We start from the raw sequence: 24167 nt of genomic DNA, 5'->3' as shown, positions 1-24167 counted from the left end.
GGGTCAGACGAATTACTCTTCGTCTAACTCGATATTGATACCTAGCGAACGAATTTCTTTTAACAATACGTTAAATGATTCCGGAATCGCAGGTTCCATTTGATGATTACCATCCACAATATTTTTATACATCTTAGTACGACCATTTACGTCATCTGATTTAACAGTAAGCATTTCTTGTAGTGTGTAAGCAGCACCATAAGCTTCAAGTGCCCATACTTCCATCTCACCGAAACGCTGACCACCAAATTGCGCTTTACCGCCAAGTGGTTGTTGTGTAACCAGACTATATGAACCGGTTGAACGCGCATGCATCTTGTCATCAACAAGGTGATTCAGTTTCAACATGTACATATAACCAACAGTAACAGGACGTTCAAACGCTTCACCAGTACGTCCGTCAAATAACGTAATTTGACCAGACGTTGGAAGATCGCCAAGCTCTAGTAATGATTTAATTTCTGCTTCTTTTGCACCATCAAATACTGGTGTTGCAAGTGGCATACCATTACGTAGATTTTGTGCCAGTGTCATCACTTCTTCATCAGTAAATGATTTAACATCTACTTTCTGACCAACACCAAGTCCAAGATCATAAGCTTTTTGGATGAATGCACGTAACTTAGCAATTTCTTGCTGTTGTTTCAGCATTGCATCAATCTTATCACCGATACCTTTTGCCGCCATACCAAGATGGGTTTCAAGGATCTGACCGATGTTCATACGTGATGGAACACCTAACGGGTTTAGTACTAAGTCAACCGGTTGGCCGTTTTCGTCATATGGCATATCTTCAATTGGGTTAATCTTAGAGATAACACCTTTGTTACCATGACGACCCGCCATTTTATCACCCGGTTGAATTTGACGTTTCACCGCTAAGTACACTTTAACAATCTTCAGTACACCTGGTTGTAAATCATCACCTTGGGTGATCTTAGTGCGTTTAGCTTCAAGTTTTTTATCAAACTCAGCTTTAATTTCATCATATTGTTGTGCTAGTTGTTCTAACTGATTTTGTTTATCTTCATCAGACAGACCAATTGTTAACCATTTATCGTGAGATAATACGTCAAGTTTAGCGGCAGCAATACCACCAGAAATCAATACTTCACGAATACGCGAGAAAAGAGCTGCTTCAAGAATTTGACGTTCTTCAGTCAAGTCTTTCTTCACTTCTTTCAGTTGCATATCTTCGATTTCAAGTGCACGTTTATCTTTTACTACGCCATCACGAGTAAAGACCTGAACATCAATAACTGTACCAGAAACACCATTTGGTACACGTAAAGACGTATCTTTAACATCAGAGGCTTTTTCACCGAAGATCGCACGTAGAAGTTTTTCTTCTGGTGTAAGTTGTGTTTCACCTTTTGGTGTTACTTTACCAACAAGGATATCACCACCTTGAACTTCTGCACCGATATACACGATACCTGATTCGTCTAATTTAGATAGCGCAGCTTCACCCACGTTTGGAATATCAGCAGTAATCTCTTCAGCACCGAGTTTAGTGTCACGAGAAATACATGATAATTCCTGGATATGGATTGAAGTAAAACGATCGTCCATCACTACACGTTCAGAAACAAGAATCGAGTCTTCGAAGTTATAACCATTCCATGGCATGAATGCCACGCGCATGTTTTGACCAAGTGCAAGTTCACCAAGGTCTGTTGAAGGACCATCAGCAAGCACATCACCACGTTCAACTAGCTCATTTAAAGCCACACATGGAATTTGGTTAATACACGTATTTTGGTTAGAACGGGTATATTTAGTTAAATTGTAAATATCAATACCAGCTTCGCCTGCATACATTTCGTCTTCATTAACATGAACAACGATACGTGATGCATCAACGTATTGAACAGTACCACCACGTTTTGCAACGATAGTAACCCCTGAGTCAACCGCTACAGCGCGCTCCATACCTGTACCAACAAACGGTTTTTCCGCTTTCAGTGTTGGAACGGCCTGACGTTGCATGTTCGCACCCATTAGAGCACGGTTCGCATCGTCATGTTCAAGGAATGGAATAAGTGAAGCACCAACAGAAACGACTTGTTGTGTTGATACGTCCATATAGTTAACTTGTTCAGGGCTATATAAGCCAGACTCACCGTTTTCACGACAAGTCACTAACTCTTCACTGAAACGACCTTTGTTGTCTAAGTTAGAGTTAGCCTGTGCAATAACATAAGCACTTTCATCAATAGCTGATAAATAATGAATCTCATCTGTTACAGTGCCATCAACCACTTTACGGTATGGAGTTTCTAAGAAACCATATTCGTTAGTACGAGCATAAACAGAAAGCGAGTTAATCAGACCGATATTCGGACCTTCAGGCGTTTCGATTGGACATACACGACCATAGTGAGTCGGATGTACGTCACGTACTTCAAAGCCAGCACGTTCACGAGTTAAACCACCAGGGCCTAAAGCAGAAATACGACGTTTGTGAGTAATCTCTGATAATGGATTGTTTTGATCCATAAATTGAGATAACTGACTTGAACCAAAGAATTCACGAATTGCTGCTGAAATAGGTTTCGCATTGATCATATCTTGTGGCATAAGCGCATCAAGATCACCAAGAGATAAACGCTCTTTCACTGCACGTTCAACACGTACTAAGCCGATACGGAATTGGTTTTCTGCCATTTCACCAACAGAACGAATACGACGGTTACCAAGGTGATCGATATCATCCACATCACCGTGACCGTTACGAATATCGATCAGTTTTTTCAGTACATCAACGATATCTTCTTTAGATAAAATTCCCGCACCTTCTGTCTCTTCACGACCTAGTGAACGGTTGAATTTCATACGACCTACAGCCGATAAATCATAACGCTCTTCAGAGAAGAATAGGTTATCAAATAATGACTCTGCAGCATCTTTTGTTGGTGGTTCACCTGGGCGCATCATTCGATAAATTTCAACCAGCGCACCTAAACGATCAGTTGTCGGGTCATTACGTAATGTCTCAGACATATACGGACCGTGGTCTAAATCATTAGTGAACAGAGTTTCAATTTTCTTGAAGCCAGCACCAGTTAATTCTGCCAATAATTCTAAAGTAATTGGGGTATTTGCCGGAGCAATCACGACACCAGTACTTGAATTGGTGTAATCTTTAGCCAGAATCTTACCAACGATATATTCGACAGGAACTTCTATTTTTGTAATATTGTCTTTTTCTAACTGACGAATATGGCGCGCAGTAATACGACGGCCTTTCTCGATATAAACTTTACCTTTGACTTCGATATCAAACAGAGCAGTTTCACCACGCAGGCGATCTGGTACAAGCTCCATTTTTAACTTAGACTTAGCAACTTCAAACGTTACTTTATCAAAGAATAAATCAAGAATTTGCTCTGTATCATAACCAAGTGCACGTAAAATAATCGTCGCAGATAATTTACGACGGCGGTCAATACGTGCAAACAGGTTGTCTTTTGGATCGAATTCAAAATCAAGCCATGAGCCACGATAAGGGATAATACGTGCGTTATATAGCACTTTACCTGAAGAGTGTGTTTTACCTTTATCGCTGTCGAAGAATACACCAGGGCTACGATGTAGCTGGGATACAATAACACGCTCAGTACCATTAATAACAAATGTTCCGTTATCTGTCATTAAAGGAATTTCACCCATATAGACATCTTGTTCTTTAATGTCTTTAACAGTGCCTTCTGGCGCATCTTTATCATAAATGACTAAGCGTAATTTAACGCGAAGTGGCGCTGAATACGTGATTCCACGAATTTGACATTCTTTAACATCAAAAACAGGCTCACCGAGTTTATAACTCACATATTGTAGTTCAGCACTACCACTATAACTTTTTATAGGGAAGATAGAACGGAAAGCCGCTTCCAGACCATATTGACCTTCAGGATCTTGTTCAATAAACTTCTGGAACGAATCAAGTTGAATAGAAAGAAGATAAGGTATATCCAACACTTGTGGACGTTTACCAAAATTCTTACGAATTCGCTTTTTCTCGGTATAGGAGTAAACCATTGGTTCCTCAACTTGCTGATCTGTGACCTGACACGCTTAAGACATGTCATGTAACATTATTAAAATCCATCAGAGAATAAAATGTCTATGCATCTGACACTTGATTTCTGACACCTTCTCGAAAATATGTGTAATATCAATTGATTAGGTTTTAGTTTGATATATCTTAAATCACTATTTTCGTAATAATTTTTGATATACCCATACAGCGCAAAAAGGCTGGTGATAAGAAAATCACCAGCCATCAGCCTTTTCAGACTGCTAAATTTAAATCAAACTTATTTAAGTTCGACAGATGCACCAGCTTCTTCAAGAGCTTTCTTAAGAGCTTCTGAATCATCTTTGCTAGCGCCTTCTTTAACAACAGCAGGAGCTGATTCAACAAGGTCTTTAGCTTCTTTTAAGCCTAGGCCAGTCGCAGTACGTACTGCTTTGATTACAGCAACTTTGTTACCGCCAGCTGCAGTTAATACTACGTCAAATTCAGTTTTCTCTTCTGCTGCTTCAGCTGGACCAGCTGCTGCTACAGCTACTGCTGCTGCTGCAGAAACACCGAATTTTTCTTCCATCATTGATACTAGTTCAACAACGTCCATTACAGACATTTCAGCAACTGCATCTAAAATTTGTTCTTTAGTGATAGACATAATTAATATTCCTAAATTTACAAGTTATTATGTTGTATATAAAACTTAAAACATTAAATCGCAATAAACACAGCGCTATTAAGCAGCTTGTTTTTGATCGCGAACTGCTGCAAGAGTACGAGCCAATTTGCCTGCTGCGGCTTCTTTCATGGTCGACATCAAACGAGCTAATGCTTCTTCGTAAGTTGGTAATGTTGCTAAGCGGTCAATGTTTGCCGCAGTAATCAACTCACCTTCAAAGGCTGCTGCTTTAATCTCAAATTTAGCATTGTCTTTTGCAAACGCTTTAAAAATACGCGCTGCAGCACCTGGGTGCTCTTTAGAAAATGCAATCAGAGTAGGACCAACAAACGTATCTTTCAGACACTCATAAGGTGTGCCTTCTACGATGCGACGTAATAAAGTATTACGCACAACACGTACATAAACACCCGCTTCACGAGCTGACTTACGTAATGCAGTCATTTTATCTACAGTAACGCCACGAGAATCCGCAACAACTGCAGACAGCGAACCCTTGGCGATTTCAGTAACTTCAGCAACAATTGCTTGTTTATCTTGAAGATTTAGTGCCATTGGCTTTGCTCCTGGATTAAACTAGGTTTACACCTAGACTCACTTTTGCCAGTATCATAAAAACAATTCATTATAGAACTAACTGTTTCGTGTTACTAGCGTTACTACGGTGAGCAGAGGTCCAGTTTATTTCAATTTATATCTATCGAATTAAAATAAATGTTTGGTTCTGTCACCGTCTACGTAGGAAAATTAAGTAATTTTTCAACTACACCTACGGTCTTGGACGGGGTCTGGAATAAGGCCAGACACCAACCGGTTTGGTAAAACTTATTCTGTATAAATAAACTATACAGTTGCGCTTAAGCTTGTTTGATCAACCGCTAAGCCTGCACCCATCGTTGTAGACAGGCTAACTTTCTTGATGTAAACACCTTTAGAAGTAGCAGGTTTTGCACGTTTTAACGCAACAAGTAACGCTTCTAAGTTTTCTTTTAATTTATTTGTGTCAAAGTCAACTTTACCGATAGTAGTATGGATAATACCATTCTTATCATTACGGTAACGAACCTGACCAGCTTTAGCATTGTTAACTGCTTCAGCAACGTTTGGTGTAACAGTACCAACTTTAGGGTTTGGCATTAAACCACGTGGACCTAAAATTTGACCTAACTGACCAACGATACGCATTGCATCTGGAGATGCGATAACAACATCGAAGCCCATTTCACCTTTCTTAATTTGTTCTGCAAGGTCTTCCATACCAACGAATTCAGCACCTGCCGCTTTCGCTGCTTCTGCATTTGCACCTTGAGTAAATACAGCAACACGAACGCTACGACCTGTACCATTTGGAAGTACAATCGCACCACGTACGTTTTGATCTGATTTACGAGCATCAATACCAAGATTGACTGCAACATCGACACTTTCAACAAATTTCGCTGTTGCTAATTCTTTTAATAAAGTCACTGCTTCAGTGATTTCATACTGTTTAGTTGCATCAACTTTTTCGCGGATGAGTTTAGCGCGTTTGGTTAATTTAGCCATTCGATTATCCCTCCACTTCCAAGCCCATTGAACGAGCAGTACCTTCAATAGAAAGCATCATCGTTTCAATAGTTGCACCATTCATATCTGCAGCTTTAGTTTCCGCGATTTCACGGATTTGAGCTTTAGTCACTTTACCCACTTTCTTCTTGTTAGGCTCGCCAGAACCAGACTTGATTTTAGCTGCTTTCTTTAACAGAACTGCTGCTGGTGGAGTTTTAGTTTCGAATGTGAATGAACGGTCAGCATACACAGTAATAACTACTGGAATAGGAAGACCTTTTTCAATGCTTTCTGTTTTAGCGTTGAATGCTTTACAGAATTCCATGATGTTCACACCTTGTTGACCAAGTGCTGGACCAACTGGTGGACTTGGGTTAGCCATACCAGCTGCAACTTGCAACTTAACGTAGGCTTGTACTTTCTTTGCCATTTTAGTTTCCTCTTCTCGGGTACGAACGCTTTTGACAGCTCCCCTAAGTTAAATGAGGGCAAGATTATCTTATAAATCAATTCAAATTGCAAGAGGATAATTATTTTGCCCATTAAAGCAAATAATCTCTGATAACATGGATTTATTTTATAGATAATTATCCACTTAAATATTGAAATTAATAGATATTTTTTATGAATGATAACCCTTTGTTTTTATATAACTTCTAATGATATAAATTAAAATAATTCATATTTTCATAGAGTTATAAATATTCCAAGGTTCAATTTATATCAATTTTGTGATATATTGTATTCCTTCATAGTGAAATTTTCATTATGAACACAACATTTTGCGATGTATTTCGCTCATAAATAACACGATATTTATATCGTTGTTTTCATTTTTTGATTAATCAAAAATCAATATTAAATAAGCAAACTGACTTATTTGCACAGATTTAACACTTAAATATCTTTTGTATTTACGTCGTGCAAGTCGTTTGTCTGAACTTGAAATAGAACATTGCTGCTTTCTGCTTACATCAATCACATTCTCATGTGTATGTTCTATTTACTATCAAAGAGAATTTTAAATTATGGAACTACAATCAGCTGATACACAAAATAATGGAATAGGTATCGACGACATTACTATCATTGATGAACAAAAACTGAAAAAGGCCGTTGTCGCGGCTTCGCTTGGTAATGCTATGGAATGGTTTGATTTCGGTATATATGGCTTTGTCGCTATTACGCTCGGCCATGTTTTCTTTCCTGGTGCATCTGGTGGATTACAGGTTATTGCTACACTGGCAACTTTTGCCGTCGCCTTTTTAGCCAGACCTTTAGGCGGGCTCTTCTTTGGGCGCTTAGGTGATAAATATGGACGTCATAAAGTCTTATCGGTCACCATCATTATTATGGCAGTCAGTACATTTTGTATTGGTTTAATTCCCAGTTATCAGTCGATTGGTTTTCTGGCTCCACTGTTACTTATTATTGCTCGTATCGCACAAGGCTTTTCAACCGGTGGTGAATACTGCGGAGCATTAATCTTTGTAGCTGAATATTCTCCGGACAGGAAACGTGGTTTTATGGGCAGCTGGTTAGATTTTGGTTCTATTGCCGGATTCTTGTGTGGTGCTGGTTTTGTCTCTTTACTTTCTGTCATGTTAACGTCTGAACAGATGGTTGACTGGGGCTGGCGTATTCCATTTCTGTTTGCCGGGCCACTCGGTCTGCTAGGTTTTTACCTTCGTCATCAGTTAGATGAAACACCAACATTTCAGCAACATCTGGATAATCAATCAAATAATGAAGATAATTCTGATGATTTTGAGCCTGCTAAAGTGCCACTCAAAGAGCTATTTACCACTTACTGGCGCTCGATTTTGAAATGTCTTGGTCTCGTGATTGTCATGAACGTGACTTATTACACCTTACTGACATATATGCCTAACTATCTTTCATATAATTTAAATTACTCTCAGGATCATGGTGTACTTCTGATTATCGTAATTATGATCAGTATGCTGTTTATGCAACCTATTATTGGTATTTTGAGTGATAAATTTGGTCGACGTCCCATTATTATTACTGGCTGTATTGGATTATTTTTACTGGCTGTACCGTGTTTTTATTTAATTACCACTGGTTCGGTAGTGAATATCTTTATCGGTTTATTTATTTTAGCGATTTTCCTTAATCTCTTTACCGGCAGTATGGGCTCAACTTTACCCGCCCTGTTCCCAACAAACGTGCGCTATAGCGCGCTGGCTGTTTCATTTAATATTGCAGTGTCATTCTTTTGTGGTACTACGCCGTTGATTTTGGCCTGGTTAACGGAGGCAAGCCATAACTTACTGATGCCGGGATTCTATTTAATGATCGCTGCAATTATTGGTATGGTGGCGATTCTGACCACACGTGAAAGCGCCAACCGTCCGTTAAAAGGGTCACTACCAGCCGCTTCAAACGAGGAAGAAGCACAGGAACTGCTTGAAGAGCACTACGAATATATTGAACAGCGTGTTGGAGCGATAGAAGAGAAGATCGAGGAGTTACAGGAGAAACGTGAAGAGCTGGTGAGTCAGCATCCGTATTTGAGTTAATATTTTTTGTTTCTGTGTATTCATTAGCAGGGTGTTTTAGCGGGGGAGCACGCCCCGCTGTTCGTGTTCTTTGGTGAGAACGATGAAGCTATGATTGATGGAGAGCGTACCTCATAGGTCTTAGCGAGTCCTCGAGCGGGTGCCTATGGGGTGCGGTAGGCCATCAAGTCCCACGGAATAGGCAACAACACCAAAAGACACACGTAAGACGGGGCGAGCTCCCCGCCGTAAACCCATGCCAATACAACGCACATAACTAATGGAGATTTAATCTAACCCCAACTCACTCCAAATCTCATCAATCCTTTCAACCACTTTAGGATCTTTCTTGATGATACGTCCCCACTCACGGGTTGTCTCACCCGGCCATTTCGATGTTGCATCGAGCCCCATCTTAGAACCAAGACCTGATACCGGTGAGGCAAAATCTAAATAATCAATGGGAGTATGTTCTACAAACGTTGTATCACGCTTTGGATCCATACGGGTTGAGATGGCCCACATGACGTCTTTCCAGTCGCGAGCATTAATATCATCATCACAGACGATGACGAATTTGGTATACATAAACTGACGCAGATAAGACCAGACACCCATCATCACACGCTTAGCGTGACCTGCATATTGCTTTTTAATCGTCACGATCGCAATACGATAAGAGCACCCTTCCGGCGGCAGATAGAAATCCACAATCTCAGGGAATTGCTTTTGCAGAATTGGAATAAACACTTCATTCAGTGCCAGCCCCATCACCGCCGGCTCATCTGGCGGACGACCAGTATAAGTTGAATGGTAAATGGCATCTTTACGACGTGTCATATGAGTAATGGTGAAAACCGGAAAACGATCCACTTCATTATAATAGCCGGTATGATCACCATAAGGACCTTCCAGTGCCGTTTCTTCAGGATCGATATACCCCTCTAGAATAATCTCTGCACTAGCGGGTGCTTCAAGATCGTTAGACAGACATTTAACCACTTCGGTACGATGGCCACGGAGTAAACCGGCAAATGAATATTCAGATAACGTATCCGGAACAGGTGTCACAGCACCTAAAATAGTGGCCGGATCAGCGCCCAGTGCCACTGTTACTGGGAATTTCTCTCCCGGATGTTCTTTACACCAGTCCTGAAAATCCAGAGCCCCGCCACGGTGAGATAACCAGCGCATAATGAGCTTATTTTTAGCTAAGCGCTGCAAACGATACACACCTAAATTTTGACGCTCTTTATAAGGGCCTTTGGTGATAATCAGTCCCCAGGTGACCAGCGGAGCAACATCATCAGGCCAGCAGTGCATAACCGGAACCTGCATTAAATCAACGTCATCACCGGTCAAAACGACATCCTGACAAGGCGCAGACGAGCGACGTTTAACCGGCATATTCAGCACTTGCTTATATTTTGGCAGAACTTCAAAAAATTGTTTAATCCCTTTTGGTGGCTCAGGCTCACGTAAAAAAGCCAGTAAATGCCCCACATCACGCAGTGCAGAAATATCCTCCTGCCCCATCGCCAGTGCCACGCGTCTAGTCGTGCCAAACAGATTACACAAGACTGGCATGGAGTAGCCCACCGGATTTTCAAATAAGAGCGCCGGACCTTCACTACGCAGTACGCGATCAGCAATTTCTGTCATCTCTAAATGGGGATCAACCGGATAGGTAATACGCTTTAACTCACCTAACTCTTCCAGCTGCTCAAGAAAATCTCTAAAATCAGTATATTTCATTCCACTTATCCATCAGGGTCAATTGCCAAAAAGTATACCCTATTAACTAATTAGCGTGAATAACTTCTCTTGTTGCTTCCAGTATTTCTTATTACCACCACTGATAAAAATGATGTGTAGGTCCAATCCCTTGTCCAATTTGTAGATCATCAGCATGAGCGATCGCACCACTTAAATAGTTTTTAGCCTCTTTGATTGCCTCGATCAACGGCATTTGTGGTAACAAGGCAGCAATAGCCGCAGATAAGGTACAACCTGTTCCGTGAGTATTTGTAGTCTGAATACGCGGCGCGGTTAAACGTAAAATTTGCTCCGGAGTGATCAAATAATCCGGGCTCTCTGCTCCAGATAAATGACCACCTTTCATCAGGACAGCTTTACAACCTAATTGCAATAATGCTTTGCCTTGCTCCTGCATCTGTTCTTCACTTATCGCTTCATCACACTGAAGTAGTGCAGCGGCTTCAGGCAGATTTGGAGTAATCACTGTTGCCAGAGGTAAAAGACGCTGACGAATAGCGTCCACCGCATCTGTTTTGAGTAACGGATGACCACCTTTAGCCACCATCACCGTATCCAGCACAATAATGGGGACAGAACTGGCTTTTAATAGTTCACTCACAGCCAGCACGATCTCTTTATTCATCAGCATGCCAATTTTCAGACTGTCGATCTGAATATCTTTAATAATAGAAGCAAACTGGGCTTTAACAAATTCAGGGGGTACCGCAAACACATCGTCAACACCCTGTGTGCTTTGTGCTGTCAACGCCGTAATCACTGACATACCATATGCACCTAAAGCAGAAAACGTTTTTAGATCTGCCTGAATTCCTGCCCCACCACTAGGATCAGAACCCGCTATTGTTAATGCAAGAGTTGTCATTATTTTGCTCCACTTATTTGAGTCATCAGCTGTTTAGTTACCTGTGCAATATCTACCTGCCCACAAATTGCTGATACGACAGCCACACCCTCAACACCCGTTTGAACCACTGGGGCCAAATTAGATGAGTTGATTCCACCAATTGCAACAGCCGGACAACATTTTTGTGCAACAAGAGTTTGTAAACCTGCAACCCCAAGCGCTGGTGCTGCATTAGTTTTTGAAGTGGTTGGAAAGACCGGACCAATGCCTAAATAATCAACCAGATTCCACGGCACATTATTAAGCTCTGCTAAATTAGACACTGATAGTCCCAAAAATTTGTCAGCGCCAATCAGACGACGAACCACATCCACAGGTAAATCACTCTGTCCGACATGCACACCATCAGCATCAACCGCTAAAGCAACATCAACCTGATCATTAATAAATAATGGGACCGACGTTGAACTCAGCAACTGCTTTAAAGCCAGACCGGCTTCATACCACTGCTTGCGATTTAACGAATGCTCAGATCGGAGCTGGACCGCCGTCACGCCGTTTTTGACAGCAAGATCCGTAGTACGAACCATCCCCTCAATACCGCCACATAAAACAGGATCAAGGACTAAATAAAGTGATAAATCCAATTGTTTTTTCATCATTTTCACCTAAGAATCTAAAGAAAGATGATCCAGCACACTAAAGATAAATGTGCCAAGTCCTTGTGTTTTATTTGCCCGCTCACCAGCCAGTGACATTGATAAACAGGCTGCTGCCGCTGCTGATAAAGAATCTTCATTACTGCCAATAAAAGCAGCCACCATAGCTGACAACGCACAGCCAGTACCTGTTACTCGTGTTAACATCTCATCACCAGCGTGAATGGCGTAAGTCGTTTTCCCGTCTGTCACGTAATCAATCGCACCCGTTACCGCGACAATCGTTTGATATTTTATCGCCAGTTCCTGAGCGGCCTGTAAAGCTGAATCTGTACTATCTAAACTATCTGTCCCTTTACCGGATGACTTCTCACCCGCCAGAACCAAAATTTCTGAGGCATTACCACGAATAACTGTTGGATTAAACGATAACAGCTGTTTGGCCAGTTCAGTACGATAAGTAAGAATAGGACTAACCGCCACAGGATCTAGCACCCAGGGCGTTTTAGTCTGATAAGCAGATTCAGCAGCCAGCAGCATACTATCGATAATCGAATGATTCACAGTCCCGATATTGATAAGCAAACTATCGGCTACAACAACAAAGTCTCGTACTTCTTCCCGTGCGATCACCATGGCAGGCGATGCACCAATAGCAAGTAACACATTTGCAGTAAAATTTTGTACCACATCATTAGTCAGACAATGTACCAGAGGTCTTCTCTCACGTAATTGTTGTTGATAAATCACAGCTTGCTGCGATGTAAATGGTTCGGCGAAAGGAATAATGGCTGACATATTCTCTCCTTAATAAAATTACCGGGGAAGAACTGTCATAAACAGGAGACTTCCCTACGCTGGTATCATCCAGATCAGGTTCAACGGGTATTTCTCAGCTGGCAAGCAGCACCCCGAGTCAAGGTCGTAAACATTATGAACAGGATTTACTCATTTATCAACAACTATGCATTTTTCGTGCAGTTTCATTTACGCCTCAAATAATTTCTTCAATAAAATCAAAGGGTTAAATATATTATAACGGTTTGATTTTATTACACTTTTTGGTACACTATCAGGCGTTTACATCTTCAGTTAATTCTCATCGATAAAGGCATAAAGAAATGAACCCAACGAATAAAGAAAAGTTATTGCAGTATGGTCGTGAAGTATTAGCACTTGAACTCTATGAAGCACAAAAGCTGCCGGGCCGTTTAGGTGATGACTTTGTTCGAGCCTGTGAATTAATCCTGTCTACCAAAGGTAAAGTAGTGGTTTCAGGAATTGGTAAATCAGGTCATATCGGTAAAAAAATTGCTGCATCACTTGCCAGTACAGGAACACCGTCTTTCTTTATGCATCCATCTGAAGCGCTACACGGTGATCTGGGGATGATCGAACCTAATGATATTGCACTGCTAATCTCTTACTCTGGTCGGGCTAAAGAATTTAATATGATTCTGCCAACCTTAAAATCGATGAATGTACCCGTTATTGCCATTACCGGCGGTAAAGATTCACCACTTGCTGAAGCTGCTTACAGCGTACTGGATATTAATATTGAAAAAGAAGCCTGTCCAATGGGCCTGGCACCAACGTCGAGTTCAACGAATACCTTGCTAATGGGTGATGCCTTAGCAATCACTTTAATGCGTGCTCGTGAGTTTAGCGAAGAGGATTTTGCTCGCTCTCACCCAGCTGGGAGCCTTGGGGCAAGACTGCTTAACCACGTCAGAGATATCATGCGTACTGGCGATCGAGTGCCTTACATACCCGAAACAGCTACCGTATTTGAAGCGATGCTGGAACTGAGCAGAACGGGTCTTGGCCTGGTAGCAGTTTGTGATAGTGCACATAAGATTATTGGTGTTTTCACTGATGGTGACCTGCGTCGTTTATTACTCAAAAATGGCACATTGCAGGATCCAATTAAACAAGTGATGACCTCACCAGGTTATCGATTACCGGCAGACTGGAAAGCAGCTGAAGCAATTAAATCACTACATGATCACAATATTAGTGCTGCACCGGTAGTAAATGCTCATGGTGAACTGGTTGGGGCACTAAATATACATGATTTGCATCAGGCAGGTATTAGTTGATTTACAACCAAAGGGCTTTACAAAAGGCTTGAAGTCTTGCGATAATTGCTCTCTTAAATTTTTGTTCTTTTGACGAGGATCAGAAAAAGAAGCTTATAGTATTGTTTTATAAGCATTAATTAACCAACATATTGACGATATTACAATGGCAGAGAAGCGAAACATCTTTCTTATTGGCCCAATGGGGGCAGGTAAAAGCACTATTGGTCGACAAATAGCACAACAATTGGGCATGGAATTTTTCGATTCAGATCAGGAAATTGAAAAACGCACCGGTGCAGATATTGCGTGGATTTTTGATCTGGAAGGTGAAGAAGGCTTTAGAGTTCGGGAAGAAAAAGTCATCAACGAACTGACCGAAAAACAAGGCGTGGTTCTTGCTACAGGTGGTGGTTCTATTCTGTCTAAAGAGACGCGTAACCGTCTGTCTGCACGTGGCATCGTGGTTTATCTTGAAACGACCATTGAAAAGCAGATGTCCAGAACGCAAAAAGATAAACGTCGCCCGCTGTTACAAGGTGCGAATACACCTCGTTCTCGTTATGAAGAACTCGCCAAGGAACGTAATCCCTTGTATGATGAGATCGCTGATATCACAATTAAAACGGACGAACAAAGCGCAAAAGGTGTTGCTAGCTATATCATCGAACAAATAGAACAGATATAATTCTATTTACAGTTCTGATATTACTGAATTTTTTGGGCTTTTTATATGTAGGAGAGCATGATGAGTGAGCACGATACAGATTCTATGCGGGCGGAGAAAGAAGACCGCTACACCGTTACTGAATCAAAATCACACAATCCTATGGCTGAACGGCTCTCTTCCATCCATTTCAGTAAGCGCATCATCATTATTATTCTGATTGCCTTTATCTTACTATTACTGGCAAGTTATTTTGTTTTCCGCTCTCCGGCACCAGAAAATACATCACCATCAGATAATCTACTCACCGGTGAAAATACAGAACAGGTAACAGACGGCACAACTGAATCAGGTGAAACAAATACCGCTACCAACTCAAATGGCAATTATACAGCCATTGAGCCTGCACCAATCTCTCGTGATCCAACCCAGAGTAAACCACAAGAGAGCAGTAATCATCAGGAACGTTTAGAAATTCCGGGTGAGATTACTGACCAAATAGAACAAAAAATATTAGAGCTCAATAAGACCGGGACGTCTGATACACCTGCTCGTATTCAGTTAGGCAGTAAACCAACTGACATTAATTATGAGCATAACGAAAAACCATTAACGACCAATTTATCAACCACTCACTACACTATTCAGTTGAGTGCTTCATCTTCTTTGCAAAACCTACTCGACTTTGCTAAGAAATATCAGATTTCTAACTATCAAGTTTATGAAACCCGTAAAGGGCAAGACCCTTGGTTTGTCTTAATCAAGGGTGATTTTGCTAATCAAAATGATGCTAAAGCAGCGATACAAGCGTTGCCAGATGCATTAAAAGCGAACTCTCCATGGATTAAATCTGGCCTGGCGGTACAAAAGGATAAACAGGCCAAATGATGATTAATACTCTGCATTTCTGCACCGTAGTGCTTCGCTTTAGGAGCAAAATTTGAAAAAACATCGCGCTTTTCTAAAATGGGCCGGTGGGAAATACACATTAGTTGAAAAAATTACTAAATGTCTACCGGAAGGCGAGCAACTCATTGAGCCTTTTGTTGGTGCCGGTTCTGTATTCCTCAATACCAATTATGAGAGCTACATTCTTTCTGATATTAATCAGGACTTAATTTCTCTGTTTAAGATTATTAAGCGTTCACCGCAAAAATTTATTCAGGATGCAAAGCTCCTGTTTACAGAACAGAATAATACCGCTCCGGCTTTTTATGAACTACGTGATTTATTTAATCAAAGTGACAGTGAATATCAGCGTTCTCTGCTATTTCTCTATCTGAATCGTCATTGTTACAATGGACTTTGTCGTTATAACAGCAGCGGGGAATTTAACGTTCCTTTTGGCCAGTACAAAAAGATCTATTTTCCGGAAAGTGAAATTCACTATTTTGCTGAAAAAGCCAAGAACGCTCAGTTTATTTGTACATCTTATGAAAAGGCGATGAAAAAAGCGCGTACAGGATCTGTCGTTTACTGCGACCCTCCTTACGAACCACTTTCTGATAGTGCTAATTTTACCGCTTATTACGCCAATGGATTTAGTAATGTGCAGCAGAAAAATTTAGCTTTATTAGCTGAAAAAATTGCCGCAAAATATCAAGTACCTGTTTTAATTTCCAATAACGATACTGAAAATACCCGCGTCTGGTATAAAAATGCGACTATTTTTAGCGTAGAGACAAGACGTTCAATCAGTCGTAACGGAGACGGAAGAAATAAAATAGATGAACTTTTGGCGCTATATCGCTAAGTGATATATCGTCACCTTAGATAGAGGTCACTGATGAAAAACTATTTAATTGCTCCATCAATTCTCTCTGCTGATTTTGCCCGTTTAGGCGAAGATACAGCAAAAGTACTCGCAGCTGGCGCTGATGTGGTTCATTTTGATGTGATGGATAATCACTATGTCCCAAATCTGACCATGGGCCCAATGTTTTGTAAAGCGCTACGTGATTATGGTATTACAGCACCAATTGATGTGCATTTAATGGTCACACCAGTTGATGAGCTGATTCCAGCCTTTGCCAAAGCCGGAGCAAATAATATTTCTATTCATCCGGAGTCCACCATTCATTTAGATCGCTCATTACAGCTAATCAGAGATAACGGTTGTACTGCGGGCATTGTCTTTAATCCCGCGACACCGCTCAGCTACCTTGATTACGTCATGGATAAAGTAGACTTAATTCTACTTATGAGTGTTAATCCGGGCTTTGGCGGTCAATCGTTTATTCGATCAACGCTTGATAAACTAAAGCAAGTCAGAAAGTTAATCGACCAGAGTGGCCGTGATATTCGTTTAGAAGTAGACGGTGGCGTTAAAGCTGAGAACATTGCAGAAATTGCCGCCGCAGGGGCTGATATGTTTGTAGCCGGTTCAGCTATTTTTGGTCATGACTACAAACAAGTCATTGATAAAATGCGCGCTGAACTACGTTCAGTCGATCAGAAGTAGTCAAAAAACAGGCGCAAAACGATGCAAAAATCTCATTCACTTAATCAGATTCAGGCAATCGCATTTGATTTAGACGGTACGCTGGTTGATAGTGCCCCCGGACTTGCGCTTGCTGTTCAGTTAATGCTAAAAGAACTTAATCTTCCGACCGTGACTGATGAACAAGTTAAAAACTGGGTCGGTAATGGTGTCGATGTTCTGGTGCAAAGAGTATTCAAACAAGTTAATGCGCCTGACGAGTTATTTACTAAAGCTCGGGCTCTGTTTGATAAATACTATGACCAAACGATTGATGAAGGTACCAAGCTCTTCCCGCATGTCACAGAGACATTACGTACTCTGCAAGAAAATGGCTACCCATTAGCGTTAGTGACCAATAAGCCGGCACAGTTTTTGCCCTCTTTACTGGAATCTTTAGGAATTAAATCTTACTTTTCGCTTTGCCTTGGCGGTGGTGACGTCATTAAATTAAAACCACACCCGGCACCACTTTATCAGGTCATGGCAACATTTGGTCTCTATCATGACCAATTGCTATTTGTGGGCGATTCCCGTAATGATATTTCAGCTGCTAAAAATGCACATTGCCCGACAGTTGGGCTATCATATGGCTATAACTATGGCGAATCGATAGCCAGTAGTGAACCTGATTTTCTATTTGACCGTTTTGATGAAATTTTATCTATTTTACCGTTGCCAAGAGCAGAACCAACAAAATAACGCAACGAATAACCTAATTAATTTTAAAAGGCACGTTTTATGAGTAAACCTATTGTATTTAGTGGTGCACAACCTTCAGGTGAATTGACGATTGGTAACTATATGGGTGCTTTACGTCAATGGGTAAAAATGCAGGATGAGTATGATTGCATTTACTGTATTGTTAACCAACACGCCATTACTGTAAGACAAGATCCTGTTGCACTACACAAAGCCACGCTAGACACTTTAGCGCTGTATTTAGCCTGCGGTATCGACCCGAAGAAAAGCACTATTTTTGTTCAGTCACATGTGCCTGAGCATACTCAGCTTAGCTGGGTACTCAACTGCTACACCTATTTTGGTGAACTGAGCCGTATGACACAATTTAAAGATAAATCAGCTCGTCACTCAGAAAACATCAATGCCGGTTTATTTAGCTACCCGGTTCTGATGGCGGCAGATATTTTACTTTATCAGGCCAATCAGGTTCCGGTTGGGGAAGACCAAAAACAACATCTTGAATTATCCCGTGATGTTGCTGCACGCTTTAATGCACTGTATGGCAATATTTTTACCGTCCCTGAACCATTTATTCCAAAATCAGGCGCACGCGTGATGGCTCTGCAGGATCCAACTAAGAAAATGTCAAAATCTGATGATAACCGCAACAACGTCATCGGTTTATTGGAAGATCCTAAGTCAGTAGAGAAGAAGCTTAAACGCGCAGTGACTGACTCTGATGAACCACCAATGGTGCGTTATGATTTAGAAAACAAAGCCGGTGTGTCTAACTTACTGGATATTCTTTCTGGTGTAACTGGTAAAACAATTGCTCAGTTAGAACAAGAGTTTGAAGGCAAAATGTACGGTCACTTAAAAACGGAAGTGGCTTCACAAGTTGCAGGTATGCTAACTGAGTTACAAGCGCGTTATCATCAGTTCCGTAGTGATGAAAAATACCTACAACAAGTGATGCGTGAAGGTGCAGAAAAAGCACGTAACCGGGCACAAGCAACACTAAATAAAGTCTATTATGCGATTGGTTTCGTACAACCCTAACCAAGTATCTTGTGAATCAATTGGAAAAGTAGCATAACCATGAAGATTATTATTCTGGGCGCAGGACAAACTGGCAGTACTTTAGCTGAATATCTGGTAACAGATAGTGAAAACGCGATTACGATTGTTGATGAGGAGCAAGAAGCCCTTCAAGCTCTACAAGATCGTTTTGACTTACAAACGATTTACGGTAAGGGCTCCTACCCTAATATTCTCAACAATGCTGGCGCTAAAGATGCTGACATGTTGGTGGCAGTGACCAACTCTGATGAGACCAATATGCTCGCTTGCCAACTAGCACACTCATTATTCAATATTCCCAAGCGTGTCGCCCGTATTCGTTCTGCAGAATATAATGATGATGATTATCCGCTATTTTCACCAGACATTATTCCCATTGATCATATTATTTCTCCGGAAAAACTCATTACTAATCAGATCTGTCGTTTAATCCAATATCCAGGAGCTTTGCAAGTCGCTATGTTTAGTGACAACAAAGTAGCGTTAGTGGTTGTGACTGCTTACTATGGCGGTGCTCTGGTTGGTGATGAACTCTCAGCTTTAAAAGAACATCTACCACATGCAGATGCTAAAATTGTTGGTATCTATCGTCAGGGTAAATTTATCAGACCGATCAGCTCAACAGTTGTTGAAGCCGGTGATGAAATCTATTTTGTTACAGTACCTGACAACATCAAAGCAGTTACAAACGAATTACAACGTCTGGAAAAACCCTATAAACGAGTCATGATCATTGGCGGTGGTAGTATCGCAGTGTCACTGGCTAAACGCCTTGAAAATGATTATCAGGTTAAGCTGATCGAGCGTAATTCTCAAAAAGCCGAATTTATCGCTGACCAGCTCACCAATACTATTGTTCTGCACGGCGAGGCTTCCGATCAGGAACTGTTGTCACAAGAACAGGTTGAGCAGACTGACCTGTTTATTGCTGTCACTAGCGATGACGAAAGTAATATCATGTCATCCATGCTTGCCAAACAAATGGGTGCCAAAAAAGTGATTGTATTGATTCAGCGTAATGCCTATTTACAGCTGATCCGGGAAAGTATGATCGATATTACTATTTCGCCTCAACATGCCACGATCTCGGCTCTTCTCAGCCACGTTCGCCAGTCAGATATTGTGAATGTAGTTTCTCTGCGTCAGGGTATTGCCGAAACTATTGAAATTATCGCGCATGGTGATAAAGATACATCACGTGTTGTCGGTCGTCCAATCTCTGAAATTCGTTTACCTCCTGGTGGAACTATTGGTGCCGTTGTACGTGATGATGACGTATTGATTGCCAATAAAGACATTGTGGTGGAAGACAATGACCATCTGATTATCTTTCTGGCTGATCGTAAATATGTCAGCGATATTGAGCGTTTATTCAAAACAAATTAGTATTAAGGGGCGTCAAGCCCTTTAATTTTATCTCTTCTATATAGTCAGTCATTTTATTGAGCAAATGATAAAAAGCTAACAGGAGCATGACATTTCTGTAAATAGCCTTGATCTCACTCGCTTGCGCTACTATCTTTTTTAAATATTCTGCGAAAATTGTGTCCGTACAACATTCAAAATGATACCGAAATTAAAATCTAAAATTGCGCTTAAATGAAACTAAATAAAATTGTTTACCTGCTTCTTTTAGCTGCTGGTTATGCTGCTGCGGATACCGTATGGGTAAAAAATGGCGATATTCTTTCAGGTAAAATCCAGATAGTCGATAACAGTAAACTGGTCATCGATACTAAATATGCTGGTGAAATTACGCTGGATATTAAACATATTAAAACCTTTTCTATTGATGCTCCCAGCTTTGTTAAACTGGATTTTTTTGCTGATAAGCGCCCGGCAGAGAAAATCCTTCCGTCTGAAAATGAGGGAATGGTGATCACATCAAACGGTATTGAAAATACCCCGCTACAGATTAATGATGACCTGATTTTGTTTAGAGAAAAAGAGCTACCAATCCTCAAAGAAGTTGAATTTGATGGTTATATCAAAGGTGGATTCTTTTACGACAAAGGTACCAAGACTACGGAACAATATGTGCTTGATGTGGGCCTAACCGGTAAATATGAGCGCTGGCGTCATAACTTTTTAGGTAATTACCGGCAAAGTATTAAAGATGATAACGTTAGTACGCACTATTATTCAGTTAATTACAGTCTGGATAAATTTATCAATCCTTACTTCTTCTGGCAGGCAACGGCTCAATATAAGCATGACTGGATTGAAGACATCGCTGCTAAAAGAAGCATCGGTACAGGTCCGGGTTATCAGCTTTGGGATGATGAGTTAGGTGCGTTCTCACTGGCGCTGCTTATTAATTATCAGGAAATGACTTACCGCAATGACGAGAGTTCAACCCACCCACTGGGTTCTGTTCGCTGGAACTATCAACGCTTCTTAGATGGCAAATCAATTAGTTTCTTCACCAATGGGGAAATTGGTCGAACATTTAATGATGAGGTTTCTCTCGATTTTAGTGCCACGCTGGGGCTAACGTATAAAGTGACAGATTGGTTTTCACTACATTCAACATTTACTAAAGATAAAGACAGGACTAAAGAGGGAAACTCAAGTAATACCAGTTATGGGCTTGGGTTTGGGGTGAGTTGGTAGATGGTTTTCTTGGGGAATTAGAGTGCTCAGTGTGTTATTAACATTACAATATCTTTAGTTGCGCGACAGAGTCGCGCTTTTAAGAAAAAATTAAAGAATAAATAATTTAAAAGACAAATAACAGTTTGGTCTTAAATACCATTGTTGAATTTGATGGAGACCATATTCCAGAGGTCTTAGCGAGTCCTCGAGCGGGCGCCTCTGGTGTATGGTAGGCCATCAAACCCACAGAACCTACCACCTCACCCCAAAAACACGCCAGCGGGGTGTGCTCCCCGCCTAAAACCCTCTTTATTCCTGCAACAAATCCTCTAACTGCTGCTGCACCTCAAACCAAGCATATTCAACATCTTCCAGTTCGGTCTTAAGTTGACTTTGCTGCAGCAATAACGCCGTTAATTCCTCTTTTCTGGAAACATCATAAAGCTCACTATCACCCAGTTTTTTTTCAAAATCAGACAGAGTTTGATTAAGTTTTGCCATCTGTGTTTCATACTGAGTCAGCTTTTTACGTAAAGGCTGACTCTGAGTTCTCAGTTCAGCCTCACGACGTTTTTGTTCTTTTCTGTCCTGAGCACTAAAACGTACCGTTTCAGCTTGTGATGTCGAGTCATCAGAATCAGATACCTGCTCCGCTTTTTGCTCCTCAGCCAGCCACTTCTGGTAATCCTCTAAATCACCTTCAAATTGTTCTACACGATGATTATGAACTAAATAAAACTCATCTGTTGTGGAGCGCAATAAGTGACGATCATGGGATACAACGACCATAGCCCCTTCAAAATCAATCAAGGCTTCCGTTAATGCCTGACGCATATCTAAATCCAGATGGTTGGTCGGTTCATCCAGCAGCAAGAGATTTGGTCTTTGCCAGACGATCAGTGCTAACACTAAACGGGCTTTTTCACCACCAGAGAATGTTTTAGTTGGCTCTGTGACTTTATCACCACGGAAATCAAAGCCACCTAAATAATTACGTAGTTCTTGTTCAGTATTAGTCGGTGCCAGTTTAGCTAAGTGCCATAACGGGGATTCATCAGCTCTGAGAGTTTCCAGTTGATGCTGTGCAAAGTAACCAAGCTTAATCCCTTTAGCCAGATTAATCACACCATTTTTGGGCTCAAGTTCACTAGCCAGTAGTTTAATCAGAGTTGACTTACCAGCACCATTACGACCCAGTAAACCAATACGGGAACCTGGAACCAAATTCAGTTTAATCTGTTCCAGAATAATTTTATCACCATAACCCGCAACCACTTTTTCCATCATCAGTAACGGACTTGGCAGACTATCCGGTGCTCTGAAGCTAAAGTGGAATGGGTTATCTACATGCGCCGGTGCAATCAGCTCCATACGTTCAAGCATTTTAATGCGGCTTTGCGCTTGCTTCGCTTTGGTCGCTTTTGCTCTGAAGCGATCGATATAACTTTGTAAATGAGCAACTTTAAGTTGTTGATGTTCAAATAAAGATTGCTGCTGAGCCAGTTTAGTCACACGCTGTTGCTCAAACGAACTGTAGTTACCGCTATATTCAAATAGAGTCTGTTGTTCGATATGAACAATTTTATTCACTAATGGATCAAGAAAATCTCTGTCATGGGAAATAAGCATCAACGTTCCGGTATAACCTTTTAGCCACTTTTCCAGCCAGATTACTGCATCCAAATCAAGGTGGTTCGTTGGTTCATCCAGTAATAATAAATCTGAACGACAAAGTAATGCCTGTGCCAGATTTAAACGCATCCGCCAGCCACCAGAGAATGATTTGACTGGTTGTTCCAGCTGTTCGTTTGAAAAGCCTAAGCCATGCAATAACGTGGCAGCGCGGGAACGAATAGTCCATGCATCAATCGTATCAAACTGTGCGTGCACAGTAGCAATCTTGTTACCATCATTTTGTTCATTGGCTTTTGCAAGCTGGGCTTCCAGCTGACGGTACTCTCTGTCACCATCGATCACATATTCAATCGCAGGTATATCAAGTGCGGGAGTTTCCTGATTTACCCAAGCCATTTGCCAGTTTTGCGGAACAGAAAAGCTACCCGCATCAGCAGTCAGTTCACCTTTAATCAGGGAAAATAGCGTCGATTTACCACAACCATTTTTACCCACTAGTCCAACTTTTTGACCGGGATTAATGGTTGCTGTCGCATTATCGAGTAACAGATTCACACCACGACGAATCTGTATTGAAGAGAAAACTATCATAATTAGTTACAGTATTTTTTCAGACTTATTATTTTGGCAGCTATGTTAACGGAATTTATTAAAAATGACGAGGATTGAAGTTTTATTTTTAAGGAGGGCAGGTTATCAACATGGTGTTGGGGCGGGGAGCACGCCCCGCATACGTGATCTTTTGGGTGAGGTGGCAGGCTTAGTGGGTTTGATGGCCTACCCTACACCAGAGGCGCCCGCTCGAGGACTCGCTAAGACCTCTGGAATAGGGTCTCCATCAATCAAGGTACCGTTGACGGAAACAGCACGCGTCTTTTCTTTAGATTA

General features: G+C 41.2%; 20 protein-coding genes and 1 riboswitch. Of the genes, 10 read left to right on the top strand and 10 right to left on the bottom strand.

Going from position 1 to position 24167, the window contains the following annotated elements; genetic code table 11:
- Positions 1–12: 12 nt before the first annotated feature.
- The 5 genes from rpoB to rplK all read right to left on the bottom strand — a co-directional run bounded on the left by rpoB (position 13) and on the right by rplK (position 6687).
- Positions 13–4041 (bottom strand): DNA-directed RNA polymerase subunit beta, encoded by a 4029-nt coding sequence (gene rpoB / locus IPMB12_RS02315; RefSeq protein WP_166914566.1) that lies wholly within the window; start codon positions 4039–4041, stop codon positions 13–15.
- A gap of 278 nt (positions 4042–4319) precedes the next feature.
- Positions 4320–4688 (bottom strand): 50S ribosomal protein L7/L12, encoded by a 369-nt coding sequence (gene rplL, locus IPMB12_RS02310; protein WP_166914563.1) that lies wholly within the window; start codon positions 4686–4688, stop codon positions 4320–4322.
- A 78-nt stretch (positions 4689–4766) separates the two neighbouring features.
- Positions 4767–5264 (bottom strand): 50S ribosomal protein L10, encoded by a 498-nt coding sequence (gene rplJ, locus IPMB12_RS02305; RefSeq protein WP_166914561.1) that lies wholly within the window; start codon positions 5262–5264, stop codon positions 4767–4769.
- 288 nt (positions 5265–5552) lie between these two features.
- Entirely contained in the window at positions 5553–6254 is a 702-nt protein-coding gene (rplA, locus tag IPMB12_RS02300; RefSeq protein ID WP_166914559.1) for a 50S ribosomal protein L1, read from the bottom strand.
- 4 nt (positions 6255–6258) lie between these two features.
- Positions 6259–6687: a 50S ribosomal protein L11 gene (rplK, locus tag IPMB12_RS02295; RefSeq protein ID WP_166914556.1), complete on the bottom strand. Its 429-nt coding sequence runs from the start codon at positions 6685–6687 to the stop codon at positions 6259–6261.
- A 598-nt stretch (positions 6688–7285) separates the two neighbouring features.
- Between rplK and proP the strand changes: the two genes are divergently transcribed.
- Positions 7286–8800 (top strand): glycine betaine/L-proline transporter ProP, encoded by a 1515-nt coding sequence (gene proP, locus IPMB12_RS02290; protein WP_166914554.1) that lies wholly within the window; start codon positions 7286–7288, stop codon positions 8798–8800.
- Between the two features lie 267 nt (positions 8801–9067).
- On the opposite strand, the gene ubiD is transcribed toward proP, so the two are convergent.
- The 4 genes from ubiD to thiM all read right to left on the bottom strand — a co-directional run bounded on the left by ubiD (position 9068) and on the right by thiM (position 12859).
- Complete coding sequence (gene ubiD / locus IPMB12_RS02285) at positions 9068–10543, bottom strand: 4-hydroxy-3-polyprenylbenzoate decarboxylase (RefSeq protein ID WP_166917660.1); 1476 nt, start codon at positions 10541–10543, stop codon at positions 9068–9070.
- A gap of 82 nt (positions 10544–10625) precedes the next feature.
- Positions 10626–11420: a bifunctional hydroxymethylpyrimidine kinase/phosphomethylpyrimidine kinase gene (gene thiD, locus IPMB12_RS02280; RefSeq protein WP_166914552.1), complete on the bottom strand. Its 795-nt coding sequence runs from the start codon at positions 11418–11420 to the stop codon at positions 10626–10628.
- Positions 11420–12064, bottom strand: a complete 645-nt coding sequence (gene thiE, locus IPMB12_RS02275) for a thiamine phosphate synthase (RefSeq protein WP_208293527.1) — start codon at positions 12062–12064, stop codon at positions 11420–11422. The genes thiD and thiE overlap by 1 nt, the downstream gene beginning before the upstream one ends.
- A gap of 6 nt (positions 12065–12070) precedes the next feature.
- A complete protein-coding gene (gene thiM, locus IPMB12_RS02270; protein WP_166914550.1) occupies positions 12071–12859 on the bottom strand; it encodes a hydroxyethylthiazole kinase in 789 nt (262 codons plus the stop codon).
- Between the two features lie 34 nt (positions 12860–12893).
- A riboswitch (TPP riboswitch) is annotated at positions 12894–12985 on the bottom strand.
- Between the two features lie 197 nt (positions 12986–13182).
- Here thiM and gutQ point away from each other — a divergent pair.
- From gutQ to IPMB12_RS02220, 9 genes are all read left to right on the top strand, one after another.
- Positions 13183–14160, top strand: a complete 978-nt coding sequence (gene gutQ, locus IPMB12_RS02265; protein WP_166914548.1) for an arabinose-5-phosphate isomerase GutQ — start codon at positions 13183–13185, stop codon at positions 14158–14160.
- A gap of 145 nt (positions 14161–14305) precedes the next feature.
- Positions 14306–14827, top strand: a complete 522-nt coding sequence (aroK, locus tag IPMB12_RS02260) for a shikimate kinase AroK (protein ID WP_166914546.1) — start codon at positions 14306–14308, stop codon at positions 14825–14827.
- 57 nt (positions 14828–14884) lie between these two features.
- Positions 14885–15694: an SPOR domain-containing protein gene (locus IPMB12_RS02255; RefSeq protein WP_166914544.1), complete on the top strand. Its 810-nt coding sequence runs from the start codon at positions 14885–14887 to the stop codon at positions 15692–15694.
- 52 nt (positions 15695–15746) lie between these two features.
- On the top strand, positions 15747–16559 hold the full coding sequence (locus IPMB12_RS02250; RefSeq protein WP_166914542.1) for a Dam family site-specific DNA-(adenine-N6)-methyltransferase: 813 nt from the start codon (positions 15747–15749) through the stop codon (positions 16557–16559).
- Positions 16560–16592: 33 nt separating this feature from the next.
- Positions 16593–17267, top strand: a complete 675-nt coding sequence (rpe, locus tag IPMB12_RS02245; protein WP_166914540.1) for a ribulose-phosphate 3-epimerase — start codon at positions 16593–16595, stop codon at positions 17265–17267.
- Between the two features lie 21 nt (positions 17268–17288).
- On the top strand, positions 17289–17987 hold the full coding sequence (locus tag IPMB12_RS02240) for a phosphoglycolate phosphatase (RefSeq protein WP_166914538.1): 699 nt from the start codon (positions 17289–17291) through the stop codon (positions 17985–17987).
- A gap of 39 nt (positions 17988–18026) precedes the next feature.
- Positions 18027–19028 (top strand): tryptophan--tRNA ligase, encoded by a 1002-nt coding sequence (gene trpS, locus IPMB12_RS02235; RefSeq protein ID WP_166914536.1) that lies wholly within the window; start codon positions 18027–18029, stop codon positions 19026–19028.
- A 39-nt stretch (positions 19029–19067) separates the two neighbouring features.
- The gene (gene trkA / locus IPMB12_RS02230; RefSeq protein WP_166914533.1) at positions 19068–20435 is read left to right on the top strand and encodes a Trk system potassium transporter TrkA; all 1368 of its coding nucleotides are present in this window, start codon (positions 19068–19070) and stop codon (positions 20433–20435) included.
- A gap of 213 nt (positions 20436–20648) precedes the next feature.
- Positions 20649–21662, top strand: coding sequence for a DUF481 domain-containing protein (locus IPMB12_RS02220; protein WP_166914529.1), 1014 nt, complete (start codon positions 20649–20651; stop codon positions 21660–21662).
- Between the two features lie 291 nt (positions 21663–21953).
- Here IPMB12_RS02220 and IPMB12_RS02215 read toward each other — a convergent pair whose 3' ends face one another.
- Positions 21954–23870: an ABC transporter ATP-binding protein gene (locus tag IPMB12_RS02215; protein WP_166914527.1), complete on the bottom strand. Its 1917-nt coding sequence runs from the start codon at positions 23868–23870 to the stop codon at positions 21954–21956.
- Between the last annotated feature and the right edge of the window lie 297 nt (positions 23871–24167).

The organism is Zophobihabitans entericus, assembly GCF_011745665.1.
GTDB classification, from domain to species: domain Bacteria; phylum Pseudomonadota; class Gammaproteobacteria; order Enterobacterales; family Orbaceae; genus Zophobihabitans; species Zophobihabitans entericus.
Note: the sequence above shows the minus strand (reverse complement) of the source record. Positions and strands in the feature narration are given on the sequence as shown.

Bases quoted from the DNA above. Each gene is read 5' to 3' on its own strand.
- rplL (WP_166914563.1), bottom strand. From the start codon at position 4,688: ATGTCTATCACTAAAGAACAAATTTTAGATGCAGTTGCTGAAATGTCT.
- thiD (WP_166914552.1), bottom strand. From the start codon at position 11,420: ATGACAACTCTTGCATTAACAATAGCGGGTTCTGATCCTAGTGGTGGG.
- rplJ (WP_166914561.1), bottom strand. From the start codon at position 5,264: ATGGCACTAAATCTTCAAGATAAACAAGCAATTGTTGCTGAAGTTACT.
- IPMB12_RS02240 (WP_166914538.1), top strand. From the start codon at position 17,289: ATGCAAAAATCTCATTCACTTAATCAGATTCAGGCAATCGCATTTGAT.
- IPMB12_RS02215 (WP_166914527.1), bottom strand. From the start codon at position 23,870: ATGATAGTTTTCTCTTCAATACAGATTCGTCGTGGTGTGAATCTGTTA.
- thiE (WP_208293527.1), bottom strand. From the start codon at position 12,064: ATGATGAAAAAACAATTGGATTTATCACTTTATTTAGTCCTTGATCCT.
- trkA (WP_166914533.1), top strand. From the start codon at position 19,068: ATGAAGATTATTATTCTGGGCGCAGGACAAACTGGCAGTACTTTAGCT.
- gutQ (WP_166914548.1), top strand. From the start codon at position 13,183: ATGAACCCAACGAATAAAGAAAAGTTATTGCAGTATGGTCGTGAAGTA.
- rpoB (WP_166914566.1), bottom strand. From the start codon at position 4,041: ATGGTTTACTCCTATACCGAGAAAAAGCGAATTCGTAAGAATTTTGGT.
- trpS (WP_166914536.1), top strand. From the start codon at position 18,027: ATGAGTAAACCTATTGTATTTAGTGGTGCACAACCTTCAGGTGAATTG.
- IPMB12_RS02220 (WP_166914529.1), top strand. From the start codon at position 20,649: ATGAAACTAAATAAAATTGTTTACCTGCTTCTTTTAGCTGCTGGTTAT.
- rpe (WP_166914540.1), top strand. From the start codon at position 16,593: ATGAAAAACTATTTAATTGCTCCATCAATTCTCTCTGCTGATTTTGCC.
- IPMB12_RS02255 (WP_166914544.1), top strand. From the start codon at position 14,885: ATGATGAGTGAGCACGATACAGATTCTATGCGGGCGGAGAAAGAAGAC.
- aroK (WP_166914546.1), top strand. From the start codon at position 14,306: ATGGCAGAGAAGCGAAACATCTTTCTTATTGGCCCAATGGGGGCAGGT.
- rplK (WP_166914556.1), bottom strand. From the start codon at position 6,687: ATGGCAAAGAAAGTACAAGCCTACGTTAAGTTGCAAGTTGCAGCTGGT.
- proP (WP_166914554.1), top strand. From the start codon at position 7,286: ATGGAACTACAATCAGCTGATACACAAAATAATGGAATAGGTATCGAC.
- rplA (WP_166914559.1), bottom strand. From the start codon at position 6,254: ATGGCTAAATTAACCAAACGCGCTAAACTCATCCGCGAAAAAGTTGAT.
- thiM (WP_166914550.1), bottom strand. From the start codon at position 12,859: ATGTCAGCCATTATTCCTTTCGCCGAACCATTTACATCGCAGCAAGCT.